Source organism: Chryseobacterium sp. Mn2064 (assembly GCF_049319685.1).
GTDB lineage: Bacteria > Bacteroidota > Bacteroidia > Flavobacteriales > Weeksellaceae > Chryseobacterium.
On sequence record NZ_JBMOUE010000009.1, the window covers coordinates 98,484 to 125,197 of the forward strand.

The following is a 26,714-nucleotide window of genomic DNA, read 5'->3' on the forward strand; positions in this document are numbered from 1 at the left end:
AGATTTTAAGTTTTAATTAACCTCAAAATCACAAAACGAATGCTGAAAGTTTTACATTTGTAAAAAATTTCGACTTTGTATAAAAAACTATTAGGACAGACAATCATCTACGGAGCGGGAGCTATAGCGCCAAGAATCATTTTATTTATTCTCAATCCACTTTTGATCTATAAAATCCCGAATGAAGGTTTTGCTATTTTTACCCAGCTGTATGCCTGGATTTCATTTGTCAATATTATTCTTTCTTTTGGTTTTGAAACAGCCTATTTCCGGTTTTCAGCCGAAGAAAACAATGAAAAAAAGACATTCAATACTTCCTTCTGGTTTTTATTTTCAACATCCACGGTTTTTCTGGCATTATGTTATTTGTTCAATCAGTCGATTGCAGATTATACGGGGTATCATGACAATCCCGAATACATCAAATGGTTTGCAATGATTGCCTTTTTCGACAACTTACTGGTCATTCCTTTTGCGTGGCTGCGTTTTCATAATAAACCTATTAAATATTCAGCAATAAGAGTTGCTCAATCCATATTTCAGGCTGTTTTTACCGCAGCATTATTCTTCTGGATTCCTGAAAACATTTCAAAAAGCTTTGGATTAACCCAAAATGTGGATTATCCGTTCTTCAGTAATCTGGCAGGAAGTGCATTAGGTGTTCTGCTCTTATTTCCTGTTATATTAAAGGTAAGATTTCAGTTTGTTACGTCCTTGTTTGGTCGTATGATCAAGTATTCATTTCCTCTCATGTTAGCGGGTCTGGCATTTATGGTGAATGAAAATTTTGATAAATCTTTTCAAAGAAACTATATCTCAGATGAAGAAGCCGGTGCCTACGGAGGATGTTATAAACTGGCAGTACTGATGACCTTATTTGTTACCGCTTACAGAATGGGTATTGAGCCTTTCTTTTTTAAACAAATGGATAAAGGCGACGCCAAGAAAACCTATGCTAAAGTGGCTGAGTATTTCGCATTCTTTGCCTGTGCGGTTGCTTTAGGAATTATCGCCAATATTTCATGGCTAAAAGCCGTCTTTATCCCAAACAAATCGTATTGGATTGCTATAGATATTATTCCTATCATCGTTATTGCTAATCTTTGTTTCGGAATTTATTACAATTTTTCCACATGGTACAAAGTAACAGACAGAACGAGTGTAGGCACAGTAATCTCTTGGCTTGGAGCCGGAATCAATATTGCGCTTAATCTTTTAGCCCTAAACTATTATCACAGTATGATCGGTTCTGCATGGGCTACATTCGGAGCTTATGTTATCATGATGATTGTGTCTTATATGCTGGGGCAGAAATACTATCCTATTCCCTACAGAATGAAGAAAATGTCTTTCTTTTTGATCCTACTTGGAATTTTCAGTTTCATTATTGTAAAGTACCTTCATTATAATATCATCACAAGTAATGTATTATTCTTAATCTTCGCCGGAATTCTGGTTTATTCTGAAAAAAACATGATTTTATCAAGAATCAGAAAGAAGTAAACTTTGGTCTTTATTTTGATGCTCAACAAAACTATCGTTCATTTAAAAAGATATAAATCATACCATGACAAAGGTTTTAATTACTATCTTTAACCTTAATATTTAACTAACTAATAAAACATCTTTTATATAATTTATGAAAATTATTGTTCCTATGGCTGGACGTGGTTCCAGATTACGTCCCCACACACTGACAGTTCCAAAACCGCTTATCCCTATTGCCGGTAAACCCATCGTGCAGAGATTAGTGGAAGATATTGCTAAAGTTGCAGGAGAAAATATTGAAGAAGTAGCTTTTATCATCGGAGATTTTGGACCAGAGATCGAAAAGTCTCTTATTCAGATTGCGGAAAAACTGGGAGCAAAAGGAAGCATCTACTACCAGAATGACCCTCTTGGAACAGCACATGCAATCAAATGTGCAGAACAATCTATGCAGGGAGATGTAGTAATTGCTTTTGCAGATACCCTTTTCCGTGCAGACTTCGTTTTAGATAAAAATTCAGATGGAGTGATCTGGGTAAAAAGTGTAGAAGATCCTTCTGCATTCGGAGTGGTAAAGCTAGACAACTACGGTTTTATAACAGATTTTGTAGAAAAGCCTAAGACTTTTGTTTCCGATCTTGCTATTATTGGTATCTATTATTTCAATAGTGCGGAAAAACTGATGGAGGAGATCAACTACATCATGGAGAACGACATCAAAAACGGAGGAGAATATCAGCTTACTACAGCATTAGAAAACCTTAGATCGAAAGGGGCTAAATTTACTTTAGGAAAAGTAAATGACTGGATGGATTGTGGAAATAAAAATGCTACCGTAGAAACCAACAGCAAAATTCTTGAATATGAAAGAGAAGAAATGACGCATTACCCAGCTTCTGCCGTTATTGAAAATTCTCTGATCATTCAACCTTGCTTTATTGGTGAAAATGTGAAAATTTCGAATTCAAAAGTTGGTCCGGGGGTTTCATTGGGAAATAACACGACTGTTGTGAATTCCAATATTGAGAACTCTTTGATTCAGGAGAACACAAGAATCAACCACGGAAATCTTTCCAATTCTATGATCGGTAACTCTGCTCAGTATTTTGGAGTTGCCAGAGAAATTTCTTTGGGAGATTATTCTGTTTTAGACTTCCTTTCGAAGTAATTAAGACCAGATTTTTTTTAATCAAATAAGATAATTGTCAGGCCACACAAAATGTTTTGTGTGGTTTGGCGTTAATATTGCTCGGTTTTTAATCAAAAAAGATAAATAAATGAAAAATTGGATTCCACTCTTTTTACTACTTCTTGCTTTAACTTCCTGTAAAACCCGTACAGCTGTTCAGAATGATAATGCTAATAATGGGAAGGACAGCATTGCCACTACAAAAGATAATGGAGATCCAAAAGATGTAAATGAGCCGGTGAAAGACAAATTCTCATTTTACGAGCATGTGCTGGTTCCACCAAAGTTTGAACAGATTAAAATCGACAGTAAAGTACGTGTAGAAACCGGAAGTTATGTTCCTACCTTAGATGCAACGATCTATATTGAAAATGATCAAAAGGTTTGGATGAACCTGAGAGCTTTGTTCATTAATGCAGCAAGAGGAATTGCAACTCCGGAAGGGATAAAAGGCCAAGACAAAATAAATAAAACATATATCGATTCTGACTTCGATTATCTTAATAATCTTCTGAACGTTAACTTCATTGATTATAAATCGTTGGAAAAAATCCTGCTAGGCCGCACGTTTGTAAAAATCAATGACCGCCAGTTTAATCTGACACAAAATGCACAGGGGTTCAAAATGACCTCCAACACCAATCAGAAAATCGTCACCGACGAGAAAAACAGAGAGTATAAAATAGAACTGCAATACGACACCAATTACGATTTGCTGAGCGTTAATCTAAAAGATATTTTATCCTCAGATGAGCTTGATATTTCTTATAGCGACTGGAATGAATATAATGGAATTCGCCTTCCAAAAAATGTTAAAATAATTATAAAAGGTTCAAAATCTAGTCAGATTTTACTGGAAAATACGAAATTTGACTTTTCGAGGATGGAAACACCTTATTCTGTACCATCCAGTTATAAGAAAATTGAGATTAAATGATTAAAAAATTTAGCTTTTTAATAGGTGTTTTGATGTTTGGACTGCACCAGGGACAGCAGAACAAAGAACAGCTGCAGAAGCAGAATGCCGAACTTAAAAAACAAATTGCACAAATAAATACCGATTTAGCCAAAACAAGAAGTGAATCTAAACTTTCTGTTGCTTATCTCTCCAGTGTCAATCAAAAACTGGTTTTAAGAGAAAAGGTCTACAACAATACACAGAAAGAAAAAAGATTCATTGAGGACGATATATATCTACGTCAGCTGGAAATCAACCGTCAGAATAAAGAACTGGCTGTGTTGAGAAAAAACTATTCTGAGGTTTTGGTGAACGCTTATAAAAACAAAGGAGTACAGAACAAAGTAACGTTTATCCTTTCAGCCAAAAATCTGGGTGAAGCTATACGAAGAGTTCAGTATTTAAAACAATATTCAGATTACCAGGATAAAAAAGCTGCTGAAATTACTGATGCAGCCAATCAGATCAAAAAAACCATTGCTCAAAAGCAAAATTCTGTAAAAGCAAAAGAAACACTTCTGGTAAACCAGCAGAAGGATTTGGCCACCATCAATGTAGAAAGAGCACAGAAAGAGCAGCTTGTAACCGAATTTAAAAAGAACGAATCTAAGCTGACTGCTGAACTGAAACAAAAACAGGTTCAGTCTAAAGCTCTTGAAGGACAAATCAGAGCCATCATTGCCGAGGAAATAAGAATTGCCAAAGCTGAAGAAGAAGCCAGAAGAAAAGCTGAAGCAGAAAAAATACGTCTAGCCAAGATTGCTGCAGAAAGAGAAAAAGCAAGAATTGAAGCAGAAGCTAAAGCACGTGCAGAAGCTCTTGAAAGAGAAAGAAAACTCGCTGAAGCTGAAGCTAAAAGAGCTGCAGATCTTGCTGCCAAAAGAGCTGAAGAAGAAAGAAAACGTAACGAAGAAGCAGCCAAAGCAGAAGCCAGTGCAAGAGATGAATCCAGAAGAATTGCGGCTAAAAAAGCATCCGACGAAGCTAATGCAAAGGCTAAAGAAGCTGCGGACAAACTTAATGCTGCAAGAGCTGCCGAGCTAGCACTTGCCAAGAAAAAAGAAGAAGAGAAAAAAGCTGCCGAAAGCAAAGCAATGACGAGCTACGGTGTTTCTACAGCTGCCGGAAATAATTTTGCAGACAACAGAGGTAGACTCGGTTATCCAGCAGACCGTGCAGGGCAAATTACACACCGATTTGGAAGACAGCCACACCCTGTTTTCAAGAATATTACGGAAGAAAATAATGGGATTAAAATTTCGGTTCCTTCCGGTACAAGAGCCAAATCTGTATTCCCGGGATCAGTATCATCTATACTGGCTAATAATGATGGAACAAAAACCGTCATCATTAAACACGGAAGCTATTTCACCATTTATTCCAACTTAGGAAATGTAAGTGTTTCCAAAGGACAGCAGGTTTCTTCAGGGACTCCTGTAGGTACAGTAGCTCAGGATTTTGATGGAGCTTACACCCTTGATTTCCAAGTATGGAACGGAAGTACACCAGTTGATCCATTAGGTTGGATTTCCTATTAAAAAAAGTGTAACTTTGTAAAAATTTTAAGAGATGAATACACTCACAATACTTGCCTTATCTTGGCAACATATCCTTATCGTAGCAATACTTCTAGTATTACTTTTTGGAGGAAAGAAAATTCCGGAACTTATGAGAGGTGTAGGTTCAGGAATCAAGGAATTTAAAGATGCTGTAAAAGAAGAAGACAAACCAGGTTCTGAAAACAAATCGTCTTCCAATACCACCAACAATAATTCTTCAAGCAACTAAAAAATTCCTTAGAATTAATGAAATTTACTGAGACTGCATGGAAAGTCTTCAATCAATCTATTGAAGACTATCACGTGTCTGATGACGTTAACGCTCTAATTAATAACCCGTTCGAAAAAGACAGTTTGGAACGGATTTTGTATGCAAAGAACTGGATTGATACCGTTCAATGGCATCTGGAAGATATTATTAGAGATGAAAATATTGATCCGGCTGAAGCTCTTCAACTCAAGAGAACGATAGACAGCTCCAATCAGAAAAGAACTGATCTGGTAGAATATATAGACAGCTGGTTCCTTAATAAGTTTGAAAATATAACTCCTCAACCTGAAGCAAAGATAAATACGGAAACTCCCGCTTGGGCAGTAGACAGATTATCAATTCTTGCGTTAAAGGTCTATCATATGTCAATGGAAGCTAACAGAGAATCCGCTTCTGAAGAACACAGAAATAACTGCCAGGCTAAACTGGATGTTCTGCTTACTCAGAAAGAGGACCTTTCAACTTCCATCGACCAGTTGCTTGCTGATATTGAAAACGGTAATGTTAAGATGAAAGTATACAAACAAATGAAAATGTATAACGATGAAAGTCTTAACCCAATCCTTTATCAAAAAGGGCAACAAAAATGAAAAGACTAGTTTTTTTTGGAGTACTTATTATACTAACATCTTCCTGTGCAACGGAAAAGCTTAACCTTTCTCCGCTGTCAAGCAGCTTTTATAGTGATACTAAAGGTTCAGATTCTGACCGAGGCTCAAAAAAGAGTTTTAATATCAATATCAAAGAGAATGTAAATGCTTCTGAAATTTCAAACATTATTTCTACATTTCCTAAGTTTAAAAACGATGGACTGAATGATGAGGTAACCAATTTGAAATACAGCCTTCAGAATTATTTATATGCGATTGATGCCAACAACTCTGCAGGAAAGAAAAGAGCACTGAAAAGCTTCGAAAAATCATACAAAAAAATTCAAAAGCAAAGACAAGGTCTCGGCAAAGATGATGACGAAGTTCTCAACAGATATCTGGTTAGATTAAAAACCAATATCTCTGTAATTGAAGATGCTTTACCAGGAAGTTAAAAACTAATTGAACGATTATCAATGATTAAAATTCAGGCGGAAGCCAATGTTCCCACAGAGCACGGTACTTTCCGAATGATCGCTTTCTCTGAAAACGAAAACGACTGGATGCCTCACATGGCTATTGTCGCAGAAAATACAGATTTTTCTAAACCTGTAAATGTTCGTTTCCACTCAGAGTGTATTACCGGAGAAGTCTTCCATTCAAAAAAATGTGAATGCGGCCAGCAACTTGATGCGGCTATGAAATATATCCACGAAAATGGTGGAATTATCATCTACCTTCGACAGGAAGGACGAAATATCGGAATCATCAATAAGCTTAAAGCTTACTCTTTACAGGAAAAAGGTCTAGACACTGTGCAGGCTAATCTTGAACTGGGATTACCGGCAGATGACAGAAATTTTGGAGTGGCCATAGATATTCTTAACGTATTGGATGTAAAAGATATCAATCTTCTAACCAACAATCCGGAAAAGGTAAAATATGTAGTTGAAAGTAATGTACATCTTAACTCAAGAGTTCCATTACAGATCCCAGCCAACGAAATAAGTAAAGGCTATCTTCAGACAAAAAAAGATTTCTTTGGACATCTTTTGGATGATAATGATAACTAAAATATAAATAAAAGCTTCAGAAAATTCTGAAGCTTTTTTATTGACAAATGACTTTCTGCAAAATATATTCACATTTATTTTTCCTTATAGATTCACTTTCAAAATAGTAACGAACGAATTCTGAGATTCATACTTACGTCGCAATTGATATATAAATCAAAAGCTCCAGGATTTCTCCTGGAGCTTTCTTTAATTATAAAAAACTGAAAAGATATTTCTAAATTATTTGGCATTGATTGTCTGCACTTTGCTTTCATCAAGATTATAATATTTCACTACAGCATTGTAGTCGCTATAATCTACAGCAGGTTTAGCACTTTTAGCGGAAGCAGACTTACCAGCATTAGCATACACTAATACAATTCTAAAAGTCTGGTTATTCAGATAAGTACCTGCTTCAGAAGTAGACAATGTAGCAGGGTCAACACCCTCTGTGAAAATCTCCACCTTTTGGCTATTAAATAGGAAATTATATTCTAACTCTCTACTACCAGCTAAGTAATATGTTTTAGGGATAAGCTGCCAAGCGTTACTTGATGCAGGATCTTTTCTATAAACTAATACTACGTCAGTATTCTGAAGATTAAGCAATTCAATATGTGAATAATTATTTGAGCTGTTCAAACTAACATTTACATCTTTCATTACAGGAAGGGTATCACTGTCTCCCGGATTAGGATTTACCACAACAGGATCATCATTACGGTTATCACAGCTATATGATAATAAACCAATACCTGAAAGCAATATAAGGGGAAGAATTTTTTTCATTTCTACGAATGTTTAGTTATTATTTATATTGCGTATTCAAATCATATACCAAAAATTTCAAAAACATTGTTTTCGTCGTTTTTTTAATCGTATTTTTGTTCTTATTCAAAAAAGTCATGAGGAAAATACTATATACTTCACTCTTTATTGCAGCATTGATAAGTAATAAGGTAAACGCCCAGTATCAGCCTAAAAATGCATCCAAAGAAGATGTAAAAAAGGCTCATCAATGGGTAGATAAAACGTATAAAAATCTTTCTCAGGATGAAAAACTAGGACAACTTTTTATTGTTGCACTTTATACGAATAAAGGAGAAGAGTACATCAGCCAGGTAAGAAATATTGTTAACAACGATAAAATTGGCGGTCTGATCTTAATGCAGGATGATGCTGCAAGAGAAATCAATCTGGTTAATGAATTTCAGCAGAAGTCTAAAATCCCTTTGATGATCGGAATGGATGCAGAATGGGGATTGTTCCAGAGAATTGCTACCGCTTATAAATTTCCTTGGGCAATGACTTTAGGAGCAATTCAGGATAAAAACCTGGTGTATCAGATGTCTGCAAAAATAGCCGAAGATTGCCATAGAATGGGGATCAATTGGGATTTTGCACCCGTTGTAGATGTAAATACAAATCCCGGCAATCCTATTATTGGGAACAGAAGTTTCGGTTCTGAAGTAGATAATGTGATCAGCTCTGCCCTATCCTATTCTAATGGATTACAGGATAACAATATATTAGCTGCGATCAAGCATTTTCCAGGCCATGGAGATACCAATACAGATTCTCACCTTGATCTTCCGGTAGTCTCTCATAGTATGGATCGACTTAATGCTATTGAATTGGCACCTTTTAAAGCTTTGATGAATAAAGGAATCGGAGGTGTAATGGTGGCTCATTTATACGTCCCGAGTTTAGAATCAGGCAAAGGAATTCCTGCTTCCGTTTCCAAGAATATTATCACAGGCTTATTGAAAGACAAACTTGGATACAAGGGGCTAATCATTACAGATGCTTTAAATATGGGTGCTGTAGCCAATAAATATAAACCCGGAGAATTGGATGCAATGGCTTTCAAAGCAGGAAACGACATTATGCTTTTCTCACAAGGTGTTTCTGAAGGAAAAAAATTGATTCAGAAGGCAATCGACAAAGGAGAAATTTCTCAAAACAGAGTCGAAGAAAGTGTAAAAAAGATTTTATTAACAAAATACTTCCTTGGACTTACACAATATACACCCAAAAATCCTGAAAACATCAATGCTGATCTCAATAATGATACTCATAAAATATTGGTTCAGAATCTTTATTCGAATGCATTGACTTTACTAAAGGACGAGAAAAAATTGCTTCCTCTGACCGGAAAACAGGTGTATTACGTTCCTCTTGAGGAAGCACCTTATCAGACTTTTGCCAACAGATTGGGAGCTAATGTCACTCTTAAAAAAGCAGGAGAGATCAGTACCATTCCAGCCGGCTCAAAAGTAATTGTAGGTTTCCATAAGGATAATTCTACAGCTTATAAACCTTATAAAATCTCTGCTGAATCTAAGAAAGTTCTTGCTGATCTTAGCAAAAATCAAAATGTCATTCTGAATGTATTCGGAAGTGCCTATGCTTTAAAAGATATTGATATCTCTACAATATCAACAGTACTTGTTTCTTATGAAAACAATGACGACTCTATGAATGCCACTGCGGACGCTTTAAACGGGAAAACAAGAATCTGGGGAAAACTTCCTGTACTTGTTAACGATCAGTTGAAGCCGGGAATGGGATTGAACCTTAACCCTACCGCCTCAATAAATACAAAATAACAACATCAAAACAACAATAATCCAATGAAAATAGGCATACTTTGCTATCCAACCTACGGAGGAAGCGGAATTGTAGCAACAGAATTAGGAATGTCCCTTGCCAACAAAGGATATGAGGTACACTTCATCAGTTCTGCACTTCCTGCAAGGCTAGATATTACCAATCCTAATATTTTCTTTCACAGGGTCAATGTTCAGACTTATCCTCTGTTCCAATATCAACCTTATGATATTGCGTTGAGCTCTATGATCTACAGGGTTGTGAATCTTTATAAACTGGATCTGCTTCATGCTCATTATGCCATCCCTTACGCATATGCTGCTTTTACAGCTAAACAAATGCTTCAGGAAGATAATAATGACATTCCTTTGGTAACAACACTCCACGGAACAGATATTACGCTTGTAGGACAACACCCAAGTTATAAACATGCGGTAGAGTTTTCCATCAACCAATCTGATGCGATTACTTCAGTTTCTGAAAGCCTGAAAAAAGATACCCTTCAGTTTTTCAATATTAAAAAGGAAATCCAGGTCATTACCAACTTTATTGACAATTCTGAATTTGACGACTGTTCCGAATGTCAAAGAACGCAATTTGCTAATCCTGACGAGAAAATTCTGATTCACGTATCGAATCTTCGGCCGGTAAAACGTGTGGATGAAGTACTTCAGATCTTTAAAAATGTAGAAAGAAAGGTAAAATCTAAACTGATCATCATTGGTGAAGGTCCGGATATGGAAAAAGTAAACCAGTTTTTGGAAGAAAATCCTGAACTGATTTCTAAGATCCGTTTGTTAGGAAAGGTGAATGATCTTTATAAAATCCTACAGCTTTCGGATGTATTTCTACTTCCGTCTGAACAGGAAAGTTTTGGTCTCGCAGCTTTGGAAGCAATGGCGGCCTATACTCCGGTGATCAGCTCCAATGCGGGAGGAATACCTGAAGTGAATATTCAGGGAGAGACCGGTTACCTTGCTGAAATAGGAAATGTAGAAGCTATGAGCAACTACACGATAAAACTATTGAGCAATGAAGAACTTTTAACCAAAATGAAGCAAAACGCGAAAGAACAAGCGATAAAATTCGATTTAAAAAATATTCTTCCTATATATGAAAAAATGTATAGAACAACGATAGAAAAATTTAAAAATGAGTTGACGAAAGTATAATATTTCTATTATATTTATCGTCACACTATGACGGAAAAACTACTTCAATATCTTTGGAACTACAAAGTTTTCAAACATTTCGACTTCAAGGATATTGAAGGGAATTCCGTTGAAATTATCCATTTCGGGAGATGGAATAAAGATGCCGGACCAGATTTTTTTGATGCTAAAGTCAAAATCAACGGGTTAGTTCTGGCAGGCAATATAGAGTTACACATACGTTCTTCAGACTGGATTTTCCATCATCATTCTGAGAATCCCGATTACCAAAACATTATCCTTCATGTTGTATTTCAGCATGATTTAGAAATTCAAGAACTTAGCCAAAAGAATGTTTCCACGTTGGAACTCAATGATTATATTGATAAGGATATCCTCTGGAAATACGAAAAGTTAATCCATGAAAATCAGTTCATTGCCTGTGAAAGCATTTTCAATATAAATAAAATACCTGTTCATTTTCATGAAGAGAACATCCTAAAAAAACTGGAAGAAAAATCTCAAGAACTTGAACAAAGTTTAGCTCGTCATAAAAATAATTTTGAAGCGGTTCTCTTTCATAGCCTTGCCTATTCTTTCGGATTAAAAATAAATGCCTCAATTTTCAGGCAAGTAGCGGAAAGCATCGACTTTACGATTGTTAATAAAATCAGGCAAAATCCGCATCAGCTTGAAGCACTTTTATTTGGAATCTCAGGATGGCTGGAGCATCCCAAAGATGATCAGATGAAAATATGGAAAAGAGAGTTTGAATTTGTTAAAGCAAAGTTTTCTATTCCCGATCTAAAGCTGCATCCGAAGTTTTTAAGGTTAAGACCTCCTAACTTTCCTACGCTCCGTTTATCTCAACTCGCAGATCTGTATTCTAAGCATCAGAATTTATTTTCAAAAATAATTTCTGCTCAACATACTGAACAGATTTATGAGATCTTTACCTCTATTAAAGCTTCTGAATATTGGGATTCCCATTTCAATTTCGGAAAAATTTCAAAAGTACAGCCGAAAACGTTAAGCAAAGATTTTATAGACCTCATCATTCTCAATACAATTCTTCCTCTCAAGTATACTTATCACCGATATCATAACGAAGAAATTGCAGATGAAATGATTGATTTCTATCAAAATATTCCTGCGGAGAAAAACTCTGTCATTCAGAACTGGAAGGAACTGGGTATAAAAGTCACGGATGCTTTAGAAAGTCAAAGCCTGATTTATCACCATAAAAATTCATGTGAAGAAAAAAATTGCTTAACTTGCAGTATTGGATTTAAACTTTTAAAAGAATCTTGAAATGCTAAGCAATATCCGTCATAAAATGGAGCGAGAATGGTTTGGAGTACTCACAAGAACGGGCGCTAAACTGGGAATTCCTGTATCTAAACTGAGGATCTTCTTTATCTATTCTACTTTTGCTACCGCAGGATTTTTCTTTCTGATTTATTTAGGACTCGGATTTACGATCTGGATCAAAGATATTTTCATTACAAGAAGACCAAGCGTTTTCGACTTATAACATCATGGAATTTTTACCGATTACTTCAGCAGAAGACCATAGAGTAAAGGAAATCTATGCTTCTTATACGACTACTTTTCCTATTGACGAACAAAGAGACAAGGAACAATTCGCTGGATTGTTTTCCAATCCTCATGTAAAATTCATGTCTGTTGTTCACGAATCTGAAACTGCTGGTTACCTTATCTTATGGGAGCTCAGCTCTTTTGTTTTTGTAGAACATTTTGAGGTATTTGAATCTTTCAGAAGTAAAAAACTAGGCTCACAAATTATGGGGTACTTATTGGAAAATTACCCTCAGATTATCCTTGAAATTGAACCTGCAGATTTAAGCGAAGATGCATCAAGACGTTATTCTTTTTATCAGAGAAATAATTTCAGCCTGATAGACACCACTTACATTCAGCCAAGTTATGGCGTAGGAAAACGTTCTCTAAACTTATGGCTTTTGGCCAATTATTCTCCCGACAATGTTGAGGATTTGAAAAAAGAGATATGTGATACTGTGTATCCTTAAAATATACAACGCCGGAAATTAATCATTCCGGCGTTCTTTTTTTCATTTATTGTTAGTCCAGCCATGTTGATCAATTCACCTCATATTCCAGTTTTATTGTAATACTGGCTTCTTTTTCTTTTGAAGAAGTATTAAAAGTTCCGCCATAGGAATAATCTTCATTAGAATTCGGTGCAGTGATCTGAATGACTCCCATGGTTGCTTTTTTAAGATTTCCCAGGCTGCTTCCTGAATTTTCAGCAATCTTTTCGGCACGTTCTTTAGCATCTTTTGTTGCACCTGCAATCATTTCCTGTTTTACAGTCGCCAGTTTGGTATAAAAATAAGCGGGTGATGAAGACGTAAATTCAATACCACGGTTGATGATTTCGGTGATATTTCTGGAGAGATTTTCAATTTTAGCAACCTCCTTACTTTCAATAGAAACTTTCTGAGTAAGGTTATATCCGGAGAATTCACCCTGTACATAATTTCCGTTCGTATCGTTATAACTTCGGAACTGCTTCTGGATATCTACAGAGGAAAAAACAATCTCGTTTTGCTTTATTCCTTTTGAAAGCAGATAATCGTTGATCACTTTTCTGTCCAGCGCCAGCTCATCATAGGCTGATTTCAGATCCATATTGTTTTTGGAAAAACTTCCGGACCACGTAATAAGATCAGAGGTAAACTGTTTAACCCCAAGACCCGTAACGGAAATGGTATTTTCAGATTTGTTTCTGTTTTTTATGGCATTTCCAAGAAAGCCGAGACCAAGGACAAAACCCAGGGCTCCTACTGCTACCGCAATAATGTTTTTGTTCATAAAATTTGTGAATAGAGATTGGTTATACTTTACATTATATCAATTTCCATTCCAGAATTTTAAGAATTCTTTAACATAATCAAATCATGATTTTTTATGACTTGGCATTCTTTAATCTTTCTAGAAAAAGGGGAATTGTTTCTTCCATTCTCAGCATTACTCCCGAGAGATTTTTGGCTTTCACATACGTTCTTACCTGTGGTTTTGCCAGGAATGAAAATTCTATGAACTCTGAAATTCTTTCAGCTGGAATTCCTGCTTTGGTAAAATATTCGTTGTCTACTCTATTCCGAACCCAAAGAATATGCTCTTGAAGGTCATCATATCTGTATTGTCTTTTCTGTCGTCTCGCCTTTCCGCTGATCAGGTCATACATTCCTTGCACATTAAGATTTCCAAGAAGGATAGGCAAAAGGACACTTTTCACTTCCGCAGGTCTTTCTCTCATCTTTCCTACAGGTTCCGGAAGTCCTACTGCATTCTTCACCTGTTCTGCTTTATCTACTTTTGCTACAATCCTGGAATCTTTCTCAAGATCTCCTGTCAGTTTTTTGACAATCTTCACTTCTCCAACATCTTTGGGAATCTGAAACAACGTGATTGACAATTGATAGTTGACTCCATTTCTAAGCACTTTTACTGACGCTCTTTTGAAATCTTCTTTTACAAACCTCAATTCATCATTGGGATTCGCTTCAATGGAAAATAGTCCTTCGGAGTTGGAGTATACTTTTTTATCAGATGATATATTAATAATAGTAACAGCGCTTAAGCTTTCTCCATTGTCATCCACTACTCTTCCGCTTATAGTCTGTTGGGAAAATAAAAAGACGTTGCAAAGAAAGCTCAGGAGAAAAAGAGCCTTCTTCTCCCAACTGATAGCAATGTGTTCTTTCCTATTTTTCAATTTTGATTTTTAATCTTTATTATTAAGCGTTCCTTCAAGATTATTTAGTTTTTTGTATTCTCCAAACGCTACCTTAATTTCAAATTCCACAACATCATCTTTGAAGTTTTTGCGGTATTTCTTAGCAAGCAAGCGGGTTTTATTAGCATATAAAAGAAATTTATCAATCTGTTCATCGTCCATTCCATATCTTTTCAGAAAATCTAAATTAATGTCTCTTTTTACCCTGGCCAGAAAATCCTGTGTTTCAAAATAATTGGCTTTGGTAATTTTGGGTTGAGTTGCCTTATTGATCAATCCTGAAAATGCTTTGAAAACACCTAATAAATCTACCTGCCCGGCTTTGAAGTCGTGTCCTGTAAACGTTTTTGAAATCGTGTTATTAGGCAGAGGTTCATTAAGAGGAGTATACATATAATCGGACATCTCAGATTTTAAATTCTGCACCTTACTGGATTCATTAAGATGTTGACTATCTTTTGCCAGATTTCCTGTGGGTTTATATTGTATTTTTACTTCCGGAATTTCAATTTCCATTCTTTGAAGAGAAATCGTCAAAGGAGTATCGAGGTCTTCTTTCGAAATTTTCTTACTGAAACGATAATATCCTTCTTTCACAAACCTAATCTCATCATTTTCTAACACTTCAATCTGAAATCTTCCCGTATCATCACTCTGTACTCTTTCATTATTGGTAAGATTGACTATTAAAACCGGATTGACCTCTGCTCCTCCACTCTTTACAATCTTTCCCGAAATCTTTTGTTGAGCTAATATCAGTGAGCCAACAGGCATGAGCACAGTACACAAACTCTGTTTTACATATCTTTCCATGATCACCTATCTTTGGGTTTGTGGCGCACGGTAAGAGGAAATTCTGTTTAGGACAAAACGTTGAAACCTATTCAGATCTGCATCACTGCAAAATCCGTATTTTAATATTTTTTTCCTTTCAAAACCTCCAGCAAATACATAATAAATAAAATGATCGATCAGTGGTTTTTCTATTTTAAGATCTGTAAAATAATCATCCCCAAGGCTTTTTCTGATATAACTCGCCAAGTCGACATCATCCCATTTATCTTTCGCTTTTCCAATACTGAAACCTTCCCCTTTAGGTTGTACAAATTCACCGGGTCTGGCAGCCAGAATTCTCGGATCTGACTTCTGTTTAATATAGTTTGCCATGTCTGCCGCCAGTTTCTCAACTTTTTTAGGCTTATTATAGGCTTTGCTATCAATTTTCAAATTTCCGGTAAGACCTTGCTTCACTTCTACTTCAGGAATCTGAATAGTCATCCGAACAAGACTTACATTCATAGGAGCCTGTATATTTTCCAGTGAAACTCTTTTTGTGAGACGTTCATAGCCCGGTTTTACAAAGCGTAATTCATCGCCTTGCTTTCCTGAAATCATAAAATGTCCGTCTCTGTTTGAAATGACCATTTCGTCTGTCCGGATATTGATCACATTTACATCCTGCATCTCTACTCCGTCTTCAGAAGTGATCTTACCAAAGATATAAGTCTGGGCATGCGTGTGAATGAAAAAAATGAACGATAAAAAAAAGAATAGTTTAAGCTTCACAGGTTATTTTTTATAAAGCAAAGCTAAAATTATTTTTAAATTTTACCATAAGTTTAACCACAGTTAACGTGTTTTAATATTTCTTTTTAATTTTTTATCCCTCAAACTGTTAAATACACAATCCAAATTGTTAAAGTTTCATATAAATTTTAGCTAACTTGCAGTCTCAATTCTCTTTTTTAGCAATGCAAAATTCATATACAGTCATCAATGCTTCCGCTGGGTCGGGGAAAACATATGCCCTGGTTCAGAGGCTTCTGATGATCTGTCTCCGTTATCCTAATCAGCAACAATCGATAAGGAATATTCTTGCTCTTACTTTTACCAACAAGGCAGCCAACGAGATGAAGGAGAGAATTCTTTCCTGGTTGGGACATTTTTCCACGTCTGCATACGCTGAGAATATGGATCTTAAAAATATTCAGAAAGCTTTTGAAGAACAGGGTTTAAAAATTACAATAGATGAACTTCATCATCGTTCCAAAAAACTTCTTGATTATATTCTCCACAATTATTCAACATTGAATATCGGGACTATTGACCGTTTTAATTCAAGACTGGTAAGGAGTTTTTCTTATGAATTGGGATTGGCTAAGAATTTCAATCTTGAAATTGAAGCAGAACCCTATCTGATTGAGGCCGTTGATAAAATGCTGGATCAGATTGGTGAGAATGAAAACATTTCTAATTCTTTCATGGATTATGTGGATTATAGTCTTGAAAACAATGAAAGAATCAACCTTAATAAAAACCTTTACGACTCTGCGAAAGAGTTTGTAAAAGATATTCATTACGAACACCTGAAAAACAATAAAAGTTTCGATGATGAGAGTTATGACAACATAAAGAATACGCTCCGTAAAGAAATCGTTCAAAATAAAAAGAAGTCTGCCGAACTTTCTGTACAATCTGTTGAACTCTTTAAATCCAGAAATATTGAGATTGAAGATTTCGCTCAAGGTAAAAACGGAATCGGAGGTTTCTTTACCAAAGTGATCGATTTTTATCAGCAAAAAAGAGCAGGTTTTCCTTTCCCAACTACTCAGGAAGAATCTGTTATCAACAATTACAGAAAGGGAGCTTCTTCAAAATCAAAGCACAAGGAATCTGAAATTTTCGAAATCCTTGATCAGTTGCTTGAAAACAGAATGCAGCTTATTCTTCTTTATATCGAAACACAAAAGAAAGAAAAAATCCTGTCTGCCCTTCTCCCTTTAAAGGTAAATAAGGATATTCAGGATGAACTTCAAAAAATTGAAGAGGAAAACGATCTTGTTCTGCTTTCAAAATTCAATATTCTGATCAATGAAAATCTAAAGAATGAACCTTCAGCTTTTATTTATGAAAAAGTAGGAGCACAGTTTCAACATTATTTCTTTGATGAGTTTCAGGATACCTCTGAGCTTCAATGGCAAAATTTTGTACCACTGAGAGATCATAGCGTTTCTACAGAATATACTTCATTTACATTGGTTGGAGATCCTAAACAAAGTATTTACAGATTCCGTGGTGGAGAAAGCAAACTGATGCTTGATATCATCAATAAAAAGGAATTTTCGCCCAAGCAGGCAGATCTTCTTGTTTTAAAGGACAACTGGAGAAGTGCCAGAAATATTGTACAGTTCAACAATGAGCTGTACCGTTATCACTCTGAAAATCTGGAAGAGGAACATAAAAATATTTTCGGATTGGATGCGGAACAAAATCCTAAGTCTAAAATAGATGGCCGTGTAAAAGTAAACCTGATTGAAAACCTTACCAATGATGAGTTTTATGAAGATACCTCAGAAAGAATGCGGAAAGATATTCAGGAATGTCTGAACAATGGTTTCAAGTTTTCGGATATTACGATTCTTTGTCGTGGAAATTTTGATATTTTCAGTTATTCACAAAAGCTTGGGAATTTAAAGGTAAACTATGGCGGCGAGGAAACGAATATTAAAACCATTTCCGATAAAGGCCTTACGCTGGAACTCTCTAACACACTGAAGGCTGTAATTGAGTTTCTGAGATGGGAAATCAACCCTAAAAATAAGCCCTGCCTGATCATGATGATGTATCATCTGAATACTTTGGGGAAAATTCATATGGCAGATTTCACTCTGGAGATGAAAGAAATTCTGGATATTGAAAGCCATGAAGAGATTCTTCAGTTTTTACAACAAAAATATTCCCTGCAGCTTAAACAGGATAATTTTCCGAGATTCAATCTCTACAATTTTATAGAATATTATATTAATGAATTTTCTGTAGAAAACAAGGAAACTGACTTCCTCCTAAACTTTTTGGAAATGTTATTCAATTTTACACAAAATGCGGGTGCCAGTACAAAAGAGTTTTTGAAATATTGGGATGAAGAGGCTTCTTCTTACACTATTCAGGCTTCGGAAAATATTGATGCGATACAGATCATGACCATTCACAAGTCTAAAGGGCTGGAATTTCCCATTGTTTTTATTCCTATGATGAATAAGAACCGGGATAATGAATTTACCAACTGGTTTGAAACGAATGAAAGTAATGCTTTAAAATCGGTCAATATCAATCAGTTCAGTAAAAATTTGGAGGTGTATGATACGGAAATTCAGTCGTTTAATAAGAAAAATTCTTATAAAAACCTGGTTGACAGACTTTGTCTTCAGTATGTAGCCACGACCAGACCTGTTGAGCAGTTGTTTTTTTATCTTCAAAAAGCTAACAAAACTTCGAATAATCTTGAGCTTTTGGAATTTCTTCAAACAAAAAACACAGAAAATGCGGATGAGTTTGATGTATATGAAGTAGATCCTGAAATGCTGAAAAAGCATTCTAAAACAAAAAGTTCTTCTTTCAAGACTCAAAATATTCAGAATCTGAAAAATGTTAACGAAAAAAGTACTTCGATCAAAATTGCCACTCCTTCCAAAAATTATCAGGTAAGAAATAAGAAAGTAAGAATCGGGCTCTTTGTTCATGAACTTTTATCGAAGATCAATACGGAAAAAGATATCAACAGAGTGTTGGAAGGTTATGCATTGGAAGGCCAGATCACACTTGAAGAGCAAATAACAATACAGGCTACCTTACAAAATATTGTAAAAACGTATCAGGAATTCTTTGATGAAAAATGGGAAGTGATCAATGAAAAAGATATTATGATCTCTGAAAGAGGGGAAAGTCACATTTTCCGACCTGACAGGATTCTAAAAGGGGAAGAAGGCTATATTATTATTGATTTTAAAACGGGAGCTCAGAAAAGTAAAGACGAAGCTCAAATTGAAGGTTATAAAAACATTCTGGAAAGGCTAGGTAAAAAGGTTTTGAAAACTCAGATTATATATCTCGAGAGTTTTAATTCTTAAATAATATAAAAGTTAATTATATTTAATGTAATAAAACTAACCAATATTTCAAATGATTTATTATTTTTATTAATACTAAACAACAATACACCTATTGATTTTCACTAAATATGAAAATATACTTAATTTCATTTATTATAAGTTTCTTGATGATGGCAATTTCGGGGGTCGTCATATTTAATATTCTTGAATGTATAGATCCTCCGGTTTCAGAAGAGGGACATGTCTATATGCCTACAGAAAATATAGTAAAATCTTTTTTTTCGAGTCTTGTCCTAGCAGCGGTTGTTTTTATTTCAGCAATTAAAATACAACGCCATCAACAGAAAAAAAATCCTTAGTATTGGCGAAAAACAAGCTTTTAAATTTTAGATTAAGGTTCACTACACTCCATTACGTCACTCATTATCAATCCATAAACAAAACCTAAAGATATAGTTTTGAAATAAAACAAAAAACCGCTATTCCATTTTGGATAGCGGTTTTTATATTTTAGAGATTTCCTGTTTTTAAGCAGTTGTATTTGGAGTAAATACTCTCTGAGATAATTCCTGATCAAAAAGATATAGCGCTGATGGATTATCACACACCATTTTAATTTTTGTCACATACTGAGAAGCGCTCGCTTCTTCTTCCACCTGCTCATTGATAAACCACTGCAAGAATGATGTAGTTGCAAAGTCACCTTCTTCGTTAGCATTTTTTACAATATTGAAAATACTTTTAGTTACTATCTTCTCATGTGCCAATGCTTTCTCAAAAATATCTGTTGCACTCTCAAACTCATGCGGAGGTTTTGCAATTTCCCCGATAATGATTTCCCCGCCTACATCATTTAAATAATCAAACATTTTATCTGCGTGCATCAATTCTTCTTTGCTTTGTACTCTGAAGTAGTTCGCAATTCCATCAAGGTCTTTTCCTGAAAACCATGCAGACATTGAAAGATAATATTGAGCGGCGTATTGTTCGTGGGCAATCTGTTCGTTAATTAATTTTGCAATTTTTTCGCTAACCATAAGTATTAAATTTATAGTCAAAAATAGGGAATAAAAGCCCGAAATCAAAAGTTTTACGGAAAATTAATACAAAAAGGATGGAAAAACTCCCATCCTTTTCACATTAAAAAATCAAAATTACTGTCTATTATTTTACATCAGGTGTAGCAGTATTCATCGGCTTTTTCATCATTCTTCTTTCTTTCATGGCTACTTTTTTCTGCTCCATTTTTGCATCTCTGTCGGCCTGCCATTTATCATATTGTTGAGGAGTAAGAATTTTTTTCATGTCAGCATCCATTTGTACTTTTTTAGCTTTCATTTCTTCAATCTTAGCCTGTCTGTCTGCTCTATTTTGTTCAAACTGCGCTTTCATTTCTCCTTTTCTTTTATCTTGAAGAGCTTTTATCTGAGCCACCTGAGATTGGTTAAGATTAAGGTCTTTCTGCATTTCTGCCAAACGTTCCTGCTGTTTTTGCTCCATTCTCTGTTTCATCTCAGCAGCTCTTGCTTGCCTGTCTTGTGGAGTTGTCTGTTGTGCCATTGCAAAGCTTCCCATTCCGATAAGTGCTATTGCTAAAACTAATTTTTTCATCTCTTAAAATTTTTATTAATTGTTGTTATATCTTTTTGATAATGAAAAAAAACAGAAGTTAAATTAACATAGTCACAAATAATGTTAAATTTTAACACAAATAAAATAAACATAAATAAAAAAAAGGACAGATTATAAAAACCTGTCCTTCACACCACTTAAATATAATATATGAAAATTAATTCTTAACTAAACTGGTCCTAAATCCGCCACGACTGTTTTGGCTAGGAGCAGAACTTTCAGATTTTTGTCTGAATCCACCTCCATTGTTTCCTCGGAAGCTTCCATTGTTTTCTCTTACAGGAGCACTCTCTCTTCTTACTTCTGCATTTCCTCTAAAACCGCCTCCATTATTACCTCGGAATCCTCCGTTATCTCTTGAAGGTGCAGGAGTATTTTCCGGTTTTGCATCACTGTTTCCACGGAATCCTCCAGTGTTGTTTCTGAAACCTCCATTATTATCTGAGTTTGCTCTGAAACCTCCTGTGTTATTTCTAAAGCTTCCATTATTATCATTTCTGAAACCTCCATTATTATTATTTGGATTACGGAAGCTCGAATTATCATTATTTCGGAATCCGTTATTGGCTCTGCTATCTCTTCTGACAATATTAAAAGTAGGATTGTCTACTCTACGGAAACTCGATCTGTCTACTCTGTAGATATTGATATTGATATTTCTATATCTTGGCATTACAGCATATCTCGGAACGTAATATGTTCTTCTATAGTTTTGGAAGTAAACAATCGGGCTAGAACCTCTGTAGAAATTGTTCTGAAAAACAACAAATACTCTTGGTCCTAAAATTCTTTCTAAAGCATAAAATCTATCATAATACCATCTATCCGGATTGTATCTGTAAAAATTATCCCAAGCGGTGAAACTTGCATACAGATTATTAAGTCTCATAATTTGATCTACCTGCCAACGGCTTAATCTATTCTGCACGAAGAAGCCATTCCAGTCGATATTAATAATACTGTTTCTATAATCGTTATAATAGCTTTGGTAATAATTGCTCGGGTAATAATCCTGAGGATAGTTATAATAATAATCATCAGGGAAATAATTTCTATCATCTTCATCTGAATAATATCCTCCATTCTGAGAATACCCATCATCACCCCAACCATTATTCGGATACCCCTGAGCAGACATCAAAATGCCTAAGCCGAGAGCTAATCCTAAAAATATTTTTTTCATCTCTATAGTTGTTAATTGGTTAATATATAGCAGAATATCTCAATTCTATCTTTTTGATTCAAATAAAAAAAAGAAGTTAAATCCTTAGATTAAACTTCTTTTAAAATATCTTTAAGTAATTGATAATCAATTGTTAAATTTACACTCTTCCACTGTCTTTTATCCAAGCACCAATTTTTTCATTGAATGTTTGCTTTTCTTTCAGGTCTTCGAGCTTTATATGCATTCTGTAACGCCAGTAATGTGGGAAAACTGCCGGATTATTAATCCTTTCATTATCTATTTTCTTATTTGAAAGTTCCTGATCGGTTGCCAGAAATTCCTGGATAGGGAAAATAGCCAACATAGCCTCATTATACAGATGCTGTTTCATAATAATTTCAGCTAAATGGGGACTTAGGCTTTCAGGAGCTTTTCCATACTGAACCAGCTGTTGGTTGAAGTATTTCTGTGTTAACGCAGGATCTTCTTTCCACCATTGTCTCAACGTTGAACTGTCGTGAGAAGAAGCTGTAACCACATTCATATAATTAGCGCTTCTCGGATCGTAGAACGGAATATTCTCGGAAGGCATACGCTGAACCTTCAGGGCTATAATAGCCAGTTCGTCCATTACAACCGGTACACATGCCGGAACCATTCCTAAATCTTCTCCACAGATGAGCATTTTGGTCGCATTTAAGATGACTGGAAGCTTCTCCATCGCTTTTTCATACCACAGGTGATCCTGTCTTCTGAAGAAGTAATCGTGATAGAGGTCATAAATACTCTTTTGCTCCCCTTCTGTAAGATATTTATATGATTCTGTATTATAGACATTAAATCTTGGGTGATAAACTGTTTTACCGCCTCTTTCCTCTGTTAAAAATAAAACATTGGCACAAAGGGAGATCAGTTTCTCTTCAAGAGGACCCCGTGGATTCTTCTTAAAGAAATCTGCCAATTTTCTTTGGGTATCAAATTCTACTTTGAATGAATAGGTACCATCCTGATTATTGTCGATAAATTCAAGAGCTTTTCCACTTTGCTCACCAAAAATTTCCCATAAGATCTGTTTGTTGATAAACGGTTTACAGTATCTGTTAAAATTAAATGGAATCTGCAGCGCTTTGAACTCATCTGCAACAATAGGAACAGCTGGATAAAAATATCCTAAAATCCCTTGAGTTGCAGAAATCGGCATTCTCCAGATTCTGAAAAAACCAAGGATATGATCAATTCTCATGGCATCAAAATATTGCTCTAATGCTTTGAATCTGTTTTTCCACCAACGGTAATCATCTTCTTTCATGGCTTCCCAGTTATAGGTTGGGAATTCCCAATTCTGGCCAAGTTCTGTAAACTGATCCGGCGGTGCTCCTGCCTGGAAATTCATTCCAAATAATTCAGGTTCTGTCCACGCTTCAACTGAATATCTGTAGATACCAATCGGAAGGTCTCCTTTTAAAGAAATTCCTAATTTGTGGGTATAGTCAACAGCATCTTTCAATTGTACATGGAGCTGATATTGCACCCATGCGTGTAGCATCGAAAGATCATAGTCTTTACTTTTAGTCGTAAAAAGCTGGGCGATTTTCCCTGCAATATACTTTTTATGAGTTTTCCAATCGTTGAAGTTGGGAGTATTATATTTATCTCTTAATACGCAGAATGCGGCATAAGGAATAAGCCAGTGCTCATTGTCTTTGATAAAGTTTTTGAAGTTTTTGTCTTTATAGATTTTATCTTTCTGGGTATTGAAGACGGCATTTAAATACTTCCATTTTCCTGTAATCATTTTCTCATAATCTATCAAATCAAGAGCATTTAAATTCTCTTTTTCAACAAGATACTCACTAACTAATTCTTTCGGTAAAGAAAAATCAAGCTTTTCCAATGAGATATACTGAGGATGGAGGGCATATACTGATACTGCTGCGTAAGGATAAGAATCCGTCCAGGAATAGTTTGCTGTTGTGTCATTAATCGGAAGGATCTGAATAATTCCAAGGTTGGTCTCTTTAGACCAGTCAGCCAGTTTTTTAATATCTGAAAATTCTCCAACTCCGAATCCGTCCTCACTTCTCAAAGAAAATACCGGTACTGCGACTCCTGCATCATGGTACATCTGGTAAGCCTTAAATCTAAAATAATGATTGGAAACAATCTGCAGAACATCTGGCAGCGGATTGGCTGTTGTGAATCTATTTTCTCCTGTTTCAACATCAATTACCCTTTTTTCTTTAAGATCATAAATACAGTATTTGAACTGAATTATTTCATTTTCCGGGATCTCAACAGATACTTCCCAAAGACCGAAATCTGTCTGGGCTAAATGAATCACTTTTTCGTAGTCCCAGCTTCCAAGGGATACTGTATTTCCGAATAATACGATTCTCCAATCCGGATTGTAGATAGGAGCTTCAATTTTAAATAAATGGGTATGTTTTTTTAAGATGGGAGCTTTTTCAGAAACGAAATCATGTAGTTTATTGTAAAGAATTTTATTGTTCAGATAATTTTCCGGAAAATTCTTGTTATTCCATTCATCAAAAATAATAAACTCCTTATAATTGTGGGGAAAATTAAGATGATGCGAAACAAATTCTTCTCTTAAAACATTTCCTTTTTCATTGACAACACGGTATAAGTAGGTGATTGATTTTGAAAAATAATCTACTTCTGCCTTCCATGAACCATTCTCTGCATAAAACATTGTGTGGATATGAACCGAAGTACCTTCTTCACCAATCACTAGCTCAAGATTTTCTCCAGCCTTTACAATATATCCTACATTAAAGTATAGCTTCATCTATATTTTTTTATAAAAGTACATTTTAATATCGAAAAATAAAACTTATTAAATATCAAATAATCATTAAAAAACCCTTCCAACACACTTGAAAAGGTTTTAATGAATTCAATCTTTGGATATTATATTTATTGAATGTTGAAAGAAACAGATTACCTAGTAACCAAAACTTTTTTATTCAATATCACTTTACCAGTATCATCAGTAATGCTTATAATATATGCGCCACCAATGAGTTCTTTTAAGTACACTTTTTGATCAAGCGACCCCTCTTTCACAGATAAATTTTGGTTCATTATATTTTTCCCCGACATGTCGAAAACATTAAGTTTAATATTTCCTTTTACCTTTTTATTGTTAATATGCACATTGATAAAATGCTCATCAATTCGGGTTGGATAGATATCAATATTCGTCAATGTATTTGCTGCAGCAGCTTTATCATTGATGAAATATTTACTAGCAAAATCATAGATATGCAGTCCTTTTTCACCTGGTAATTCTTTTGCATCGAGAGTCTCAAGATCTACCTCATATAAAGCAGCTCCTTTTGCGCTTCCAATCACAACTTTTCCCTGTGCATTTACCGCTGAACCATTCACAGAATAGTTATCCGGAATACCGGAAATTTTACCTACAAATTTTGCCTGTAAATCTTTGGGAGAAACTTTGAAAACATTTCCTGAAGCAGAAAAAATATAGAAGTTGTTATGGGCATCAACAACCATATCTCCTCCAAATCCTGTCTCTATAGCAGTAAATGAATTTTTACCATTGGAAATATCATCCTTAATAATTCCCAAATCGTTCACCACATATTGGTTACCTTTCTTACTGATTTCTAACAATTGCGTTCCGGCATTATTTATAGCATAAATATTTCCGTTATATCCCGTTGCCATTCTTGTTATATGGGAATTGATATCACAAGAAGATACTCTGGCAACTGTATTCTCTACCAGCGTAATTTCTTTTGTCTGTGGATTGAATACATAAATGTTAGAAGAAAACATCGGCATATATACCAAATTATTATTAGACGGATCATAAGCCAATGCTGCGATTGTCATTGCTTGGGAATGATTATAAGAAGTTTTATCTTCTGACAAAACGGCTCTTCTCTCCTGAGAAAATACTCTAGCAGAAGATTCTGCTGTAAATAGTTTATCTTCTGAGATACCATTAGCAACATCAATTACACGAAAATCATTAAAGTTTATACTTTGGGTGTCTTTCCCGGCAATAGCAAAGAAATCCTGTTGGGCTTGTGCATTAACACCTAAGAGTAATAGTAATAGAGGGAATAAATGTTTTTTCATAATATGTATATTTTAGATTCGTAAGCATTTTAGTATGACTAAGTTACGCAATTTCCATAAGAAAAAACAATAATTTCATCAAATTAAAATGAATTTTACAACGAATTATTATTAATGATACAATTATGATAACCAATATAAGATAATCCTAGCTAGATTGTAATCGTTATGCTAAAATTACCAATATTTATTACTGAAGAAAAAGTAATAGATTGGTTTGTCCTCCTACAGAGTGAACAGATAAA

General features: G+C 35.1%; 24 protein-coding genes. 14 read left to right on the forward strand and 10 right to left on the reverse strand.

Annotated elements, in window-relative coordinates:
* Nucleotides 1-75: 75 nt before the first annotated feature.
* The 8 genes from ACL9RH_RS23260 (at nucleotide 76) to ribA (ending at nucleotide 7,128) form a co-directional block, all read left to right on the forward strand.
* Nucleotides 76-1,503 carry an oligosaccharide flippase family protein gene (locus tag ACL9RH_RS23260; protein ID WP_422695713.1) on the forward strand — a complete coding sequence of 476 codons (1,428 nt, stop codon included), beginning with the start codon at nucleotides 76-78 and terminating at the stop codon, nucleotides 1,501-1,503.
* 136 nt (nucleotides 1,504-1,639) lie between these two features.
* Nucleotides 1,640-2,656, forward strand: a complete 1,017-nt coding sequence (locus tag ACL9RH_RS23265) for a sugar phosphate nucleotidyltransferase (protein WP_422695714.1) — start codon at nucleotides 1,640-1,642, stop codon at nucleotides 2,654-2,656.
* A gap of 109 nt (nucleotides 2,657-2,765) precedes the next feature.
* Nucleotides 2,766-3,614 carry a DUF4292 domain-containing protein gene (locus tag ACL9RH_RS23270; protein ID WP_422695715.1) on the forward strand — a complete coding sequence of 283 codons (849 nt, stop codon included), beginning with the start codon at nucleotides 2,766-2,768 and terminating at the stop codon, nucleotides 3,612-3,614.
* Entirely contained in the window at nucleotides 3,611-5,173 is a 1,563-nt protein-coding gene (locus ACL9RH_RS23275; protein WP_422695716.1) for a peptidoglycan DD-metalloendopeptidase family protein, read from the forward strand. Before ACL9RH_RS23270 ends, ACL9RH_RS23275 begins: the two co-directional genes overlap by 4 nt.
* Nucleotides 5,174-5,204: 31 nt before the next feature.
* On the forward strand, nucleotides 5,205-5,423 hold the full coding sequence (locus ACL9RH_RS23280) for a twin-arginine translocase TatA/TatE family subunit (RefSeq protein ID WP_422695717.1): 219 nt from the start codon (nucleotides 5,205-5,207) through the stop codon (nucleotides 5,421-5,423).
* A gap of 17 nt (nucleotides 5,424-5,440) precedes the next feature.
* Nucleotides 5,441-6,055 (forward strand): DUF4254 domain-containing protein, encoded by a 615-nt coding sequence (locus tag ACL9RH_RS23285; protein ID WP_422695718.1) that lies wholly within the window; start codon nucleotides 5,441-5,443, stop codon nucleotides 6,053-6,055.
* Entirely contained in the window at nucleotides 6,052-6,510 is a 459-nt protein-coding gene (locus ACL9RH_RS23290; protein WP_422695719.1) for a hypothetical protein, read from the forward strand. Before ACL9RH_RS23285 ends, ACL9RH_RS23290 begins: the two co-directional genes overlap by 4 nt.
* 21 nt (nucleotides 6,511-6,531) lie before the next feature.
* Nucleotides 6,532-7,128, forward strand: coding sequence for a GTP cyclohydrolase II (gene ribA, locus ACL9RH_RS23295; RefSeq protein ID WP_422695720.1), 597 nt, complete (start codon nucleotides 6,532-6,534; stop codon nucleotides 7,126-7,128).
* A gap of 222 nt (nucleotides 7,129-7,350) precedes the next feature.
* On the opposite strand, the gene ACL9RH_RS23300 is transcribed toward ribA, so the two are convergent.
* Nucleotides 7,351-7,875 carry a hypothetical protein gene (locus ACL9RH_RS23300; RefSeq protein ID WP_422695721.1) on the reverse strand — a complete coding sequence of 175 codons (525 nt, stop codon included), beginning with the start codon at nucleotides 7,873-7,875 and terminating at the stop codon, nucleotides 7,351-7,353.
* Between the two features lie 140 nt (nucleotides 7,876-8,015).
* On the opposite strand from ACL9RH_RS23300, the gene ACL9RH_RS23305 reads away from it, so the two are divergent.
* From ACL9RH_RS23305 to ACL9RH_RS23325, 5 genes are read left to right on the forward strand one after another with little or no spacing between them, the layout of a single operon-like run.
* Nucleotides 8,016-9,719: a glycoside hydrolase family 3 protein gene (locus ACL9RH_RS23305; RefSeq protein ID WP_422695722.1), complete on the forward strand. Its 1,704-nt coding sequence runs from the start codon at nucleotides 8,016-8,018 to the stop codon at nucleotides 9,717-9,719.
* Between the two features lie 24 nt (nucleotides 9,720-9,743).
* The gene (bshA, locus tag ACL9RH_RS23310; protein WP_422695723.1) at nucleotides 9,744-10,892 is read left to right on the forward strand and encodes an N-acetyl-alpha-D-glucosaminyl L-malate synthase BshA; all 1,149 of its coding nucleotides are present in this window, start codon (nucleotides 9,744-9,746) and stop codon (nucleotides 10,890-10,892) included.
* A gap of 27 nt (nucleotides 10,893-10,919) precedes the next feature.
* On the forward strand, nucleotides 10,920-12,182 hold the full coding sequence (locus ACL9RH_RS23315) for a DUF2851 family protein (RefSeq protein ID WP_422695724.1): 1,263 nt from the start codon (nucleotides 10,920-10,922) through the stop codon (nucleotides 12,180-12,182).
* Between the two features lies 1 nt (nucleotide 12,183).
* Nucleotides 12,184-12,405: a PspC family transcriptional regulator gene (locus ACL9RH_RS23320; RefSeq protein ID WP_422695725.1), complete on the forward strand. Its 222-nt coding sequence runs from the start codon at nucleotides 12,184-12,186 to the stop codon at nucleotides 12,403-12,405.
* Between the two features lie 4 nt (nucleotides 12,406-12,409).
* The gene (locus ACL9RH_RS23325) at nucleotides 12,410-12,922 is read left to right on the forward strand and encodes a GNAT family N-acetyltransferase (protein ID WP_422695726.1); all 513 of its coding nucleotides are present in this window, start codon (nucleotides 12,410-12,412) and stop codon (nucleotides 12,920-12,922) included.
* A gap of 70 nt (nucleotides 12,923-12,992) precedes the next feature.
* On the opposite strand, the gene ACL9RH_RS23330 is transcribed toward ACL9RH_RS23325, so the two are convergent.
* From ACL9RH_RS23330 to ACL9RH_RS23345, 4 genes are all read right to left on the reverse strand, one after another.
* Entirely contained in the window at nucleotides 12,993-13,727 is a 735-nt protein-coding gene (locus ACL9RH_RS23330) for an SIMPL domain-containing protein (protein ID WP_422695727.1), read from the reverse strand.
* 94 nt (nucleotides 13,728-13,821) lie between these two features.
* Nucleotides 13,822-14,634 carry a carboxypeptidase-like regulatory domain-containing protein gene (locus ACL9RH_RS23335; protein WP_422695728.1) on the reverse strand — a complete coding sequence of 271 codons (813 nt, stop codon included), beginning with the start codon at nucleotides 14,632-14,634 and terminating at the stop codon, nucleotides 13,822-13,824.
* Nucleotides 14,635-14,643: 9 nt separating this feature from the next.
* Nucleotides 14,644-15,468, reverse strand: coding sequence for a hypothetical protein (locus ACL9RH_RS23340; protein WP_422695729.1), 825 nt, complete (start codon nucleotides 15,466-15,468; stop codon nucleotides 14,644-14,646).
* Nucleotides 15,469-15,474: 6 nt separating this feature from the next.
* Nucleotides 15,475-16,221, reverse strand: coding sequence for a hypothetical protein (locus ACL9RH_RS23345; RefSeq protein ID WP_422695730.1), 747 nt, complete (start codon nucleotides 16,219-16,221; stop codon nucleotides 15,475-15,477).
* A gap of 158 nt (nucleotides 16,222-16,379) precedes the next feature.
* Between ACL9RH_RS23345 and ACL9RH_RS23350 the strand changes: the two genes are divergently transcribed.
* Nucleotides 16,380-19,562, forward strand: coding sequence for a UvrD-helicase domain-containing protein (locus tag ACL9RH_RS23350; protein ID WP_422695731.1), 3,183 nt, complete (start codon nucleotides 16,380-16,382; stop codon nucleotides 19,560-19,562).
* A 509-nt stretch (nucleotides 19,563-20,071) separates the two neighbouring features.
* Here ACL9RH_RS23350 and ACL9RH_RS23355 read toward each other — a convergent pair.
* From ACL9RH_RS23355 to ACL9RH_RS23375, 5 genes are all read right to left on the reverse strand, one after another.
* Nucleotides 20,072-20,581, reverse strand: coding sequence for a ferritin (locus ACL9RH_RS23355; RefSeq protein WP_047098215.1), 510 nt, complete (start codon nucleotides 20,579-20,581; stop codon nucleotides 20,072-20,074).
* Nucleotides 20,582-20,708: 127 nt separating this feature from the next.
* Nucleotides 20,709-21,155 carry a hypothetical protein gene (locus tag ACL9RH_RS23360; RefSeq protein ID WP_422695732.1) on the reverse strand — a complete coding sequence of 149 codons (447 nt, stop codon included), beginning with the start codon at nucleotides 21,153-21,155 and terminating at the stop codon, nucleotides 20,709-20,711.
* A gap of 178 nt (nucleotides 21,156-21,333) precedes the next feature.
* Nucleotides 21,334-22,359, reverse strand: coding sequence for a hypothetical protein (locus ACL9RH_RS23365; protein WP_422695733.1), 1,026 nt, complete (start codon nucleotides 22,357-22,359; stop codon nucleotides 21,334-21,336).
* A gap of 139 nt (nucleotides 22,360-22,498) precedes the next feature.
* Nucleotides 22,499-25,150: a 4-alpha-glucanotransferase gene (locus ACL9RH_RS23370; protein ID WP_422695734.1), complete on the reverse strand. Its 2,652-nt coding sequence runs from the start codon at nucleotides 25,148-25,150 to the stop codon at nucleotides 22,499-22,501.
* 152 nt (nucleotides 25,151-25,302) lie between these two features.
* Entirely contained in the window at nucleotides 25,303-26,469 is a 1,167-nt protein-coding gene (locus ACL9RH_RS23375) for a T9SS C-terminal target domain-containing protein (protein WP_422695735.1), read from the reverse strand.
* Nucleotides 26,470-26,714 lie beyond the last annotated feature (245 nt).

Bases quoted from the DNA above. Each gene is read 5' to 3' on its own strand.
- ACL9RH_RS23280 (WP_422695717.1), top strand. From the start codon at position 5,205: ATGAATACACTCACAATACTTGCCTTATCTTGGCAACATATCCTTATC.
- ACL9RH_RS23275 (WP_422695716.1), top strand. From the start codon at position 3,611: ATGATTAAAAAATTTAGCTTTTTAATAGGTGTTTTGATGTTTGGACTG.
- ACL9RH_RS23285 (WP_422695718.1), top strand. From the start codon at position 5,441: ATGAAATTTACTGAGACTGCATGGAAAGTCTTCAATCAATCTATTGAA.
- ACL9RH_RS23265 (WP_422695714.1), top strand. From the start codon at position 1,640: ATGAAAATTATTGTTCCTATGGCTGGACGTGGTTCCAGATTACGTCCC.
- ACL9RH_RS23375 (WP_422695735.1), bottom strand. From the start codon at position 26,469: ATGAAAAAACATTTATTCCCTCTATTACTATTACTCTTAGGTGTTAAT.
- ACL9RH_RS23365 (WP_422695733.1), bottom strand. From the start codon at position 22,359: ATGAAAAAAATATTTTTAGGATTAGCTCTCGGCTTAGGCATTTTGATG.
- bshA (WP_422695723.1), top strand. From the start codon at position 9,744: ATGAAAATAGGCATACTTTGCTATCCAACCTACGGAGGAAGCGGAATT.
- ACL9RH_RS23290 (WP_422695719.1), top strand. From the start codon at position 6,052: ATGAAAAGACTAGTTTTTTTTGGAGTACTTATTATACTAACATCTTCC.
- ribA (WP_422695720.1), top strand. From the start codon at position 6,532: ATGATTAAAATTCAGGCGGAAGCCAATGTTCCCACAGAGCACGGTACT.
- ACL9RH_RS23305 (WP_422695722.1), top strand. From the start codon at position 8,016: ATGAGGAAAATACTATATACTTCACTCTTTATTGCAGCATTGATAAGT.
- ACL9RH_RS23360 (WP_422695732.1), bottom strand. From the start codon at position 21,155: ATGAAAAAATTAGTTTTAGCAATAGCACTTATCGGAATGGGAAGCTTT.
- ACL9RH_RS23370 (WP_422695734.1), bottom strand. From the start codon at position 25,150: ATGAAGCTATACTTTAATGTAGGATATATTGTAAAGGCTGGAGAAAAT.
- ACL9RH_RS23340 (WP_422695729.1), bottom strand. From the start codon at position 15,468: ATGGAAAGATATGTAAAACAGAGTTTGTGTACTGTGCTCATGCCTGTT.
- ACL9RH_RS23320 (WP_422695725.1), top strand. From the start codon at position 12,184: ATGCTAAGCAATATCCGTCATAAAATGGAGCGAGAATGGTTTGGAGTA.
- ACL9RH_RS23330 (WP_422695727.1), bottom strand. From the start codon at position 13,727: ATGAACAAAAACATTATTGCGGTAGCAGTAGGAGCCCTGGGTTTTGTC.
- ACL9RH_RS23315 (WP_422695724.1), top strand. From the start codon at position 10,920: ATGACGGAAAAACTACTTCAATATCTTTGGAACTACAAAGTTTTCAAA.
- ACL9RH_RS23270 (WP_422695715.1), top strand. From the start codon at position 2,766: ATGAAAAATTGGATTCCACTCTTTTTACTACTTCTTGCTTTAACTTCC.
- ACL9RH_RS23325 (WP_422695726.1), top strand. From the start codon at position 12,410: ATGGAATTTTTACCGATTACTTCAGCAGAAGACCATAGAGTAAAGGAA.
- ACL9RH_RS23355 (WP_047098215.1), bottom strand. From the start codon at position 20,581: ATGGTTAGCGAAAAAATTGCAAAATTAATTAACGAACAGATTGCCCAC.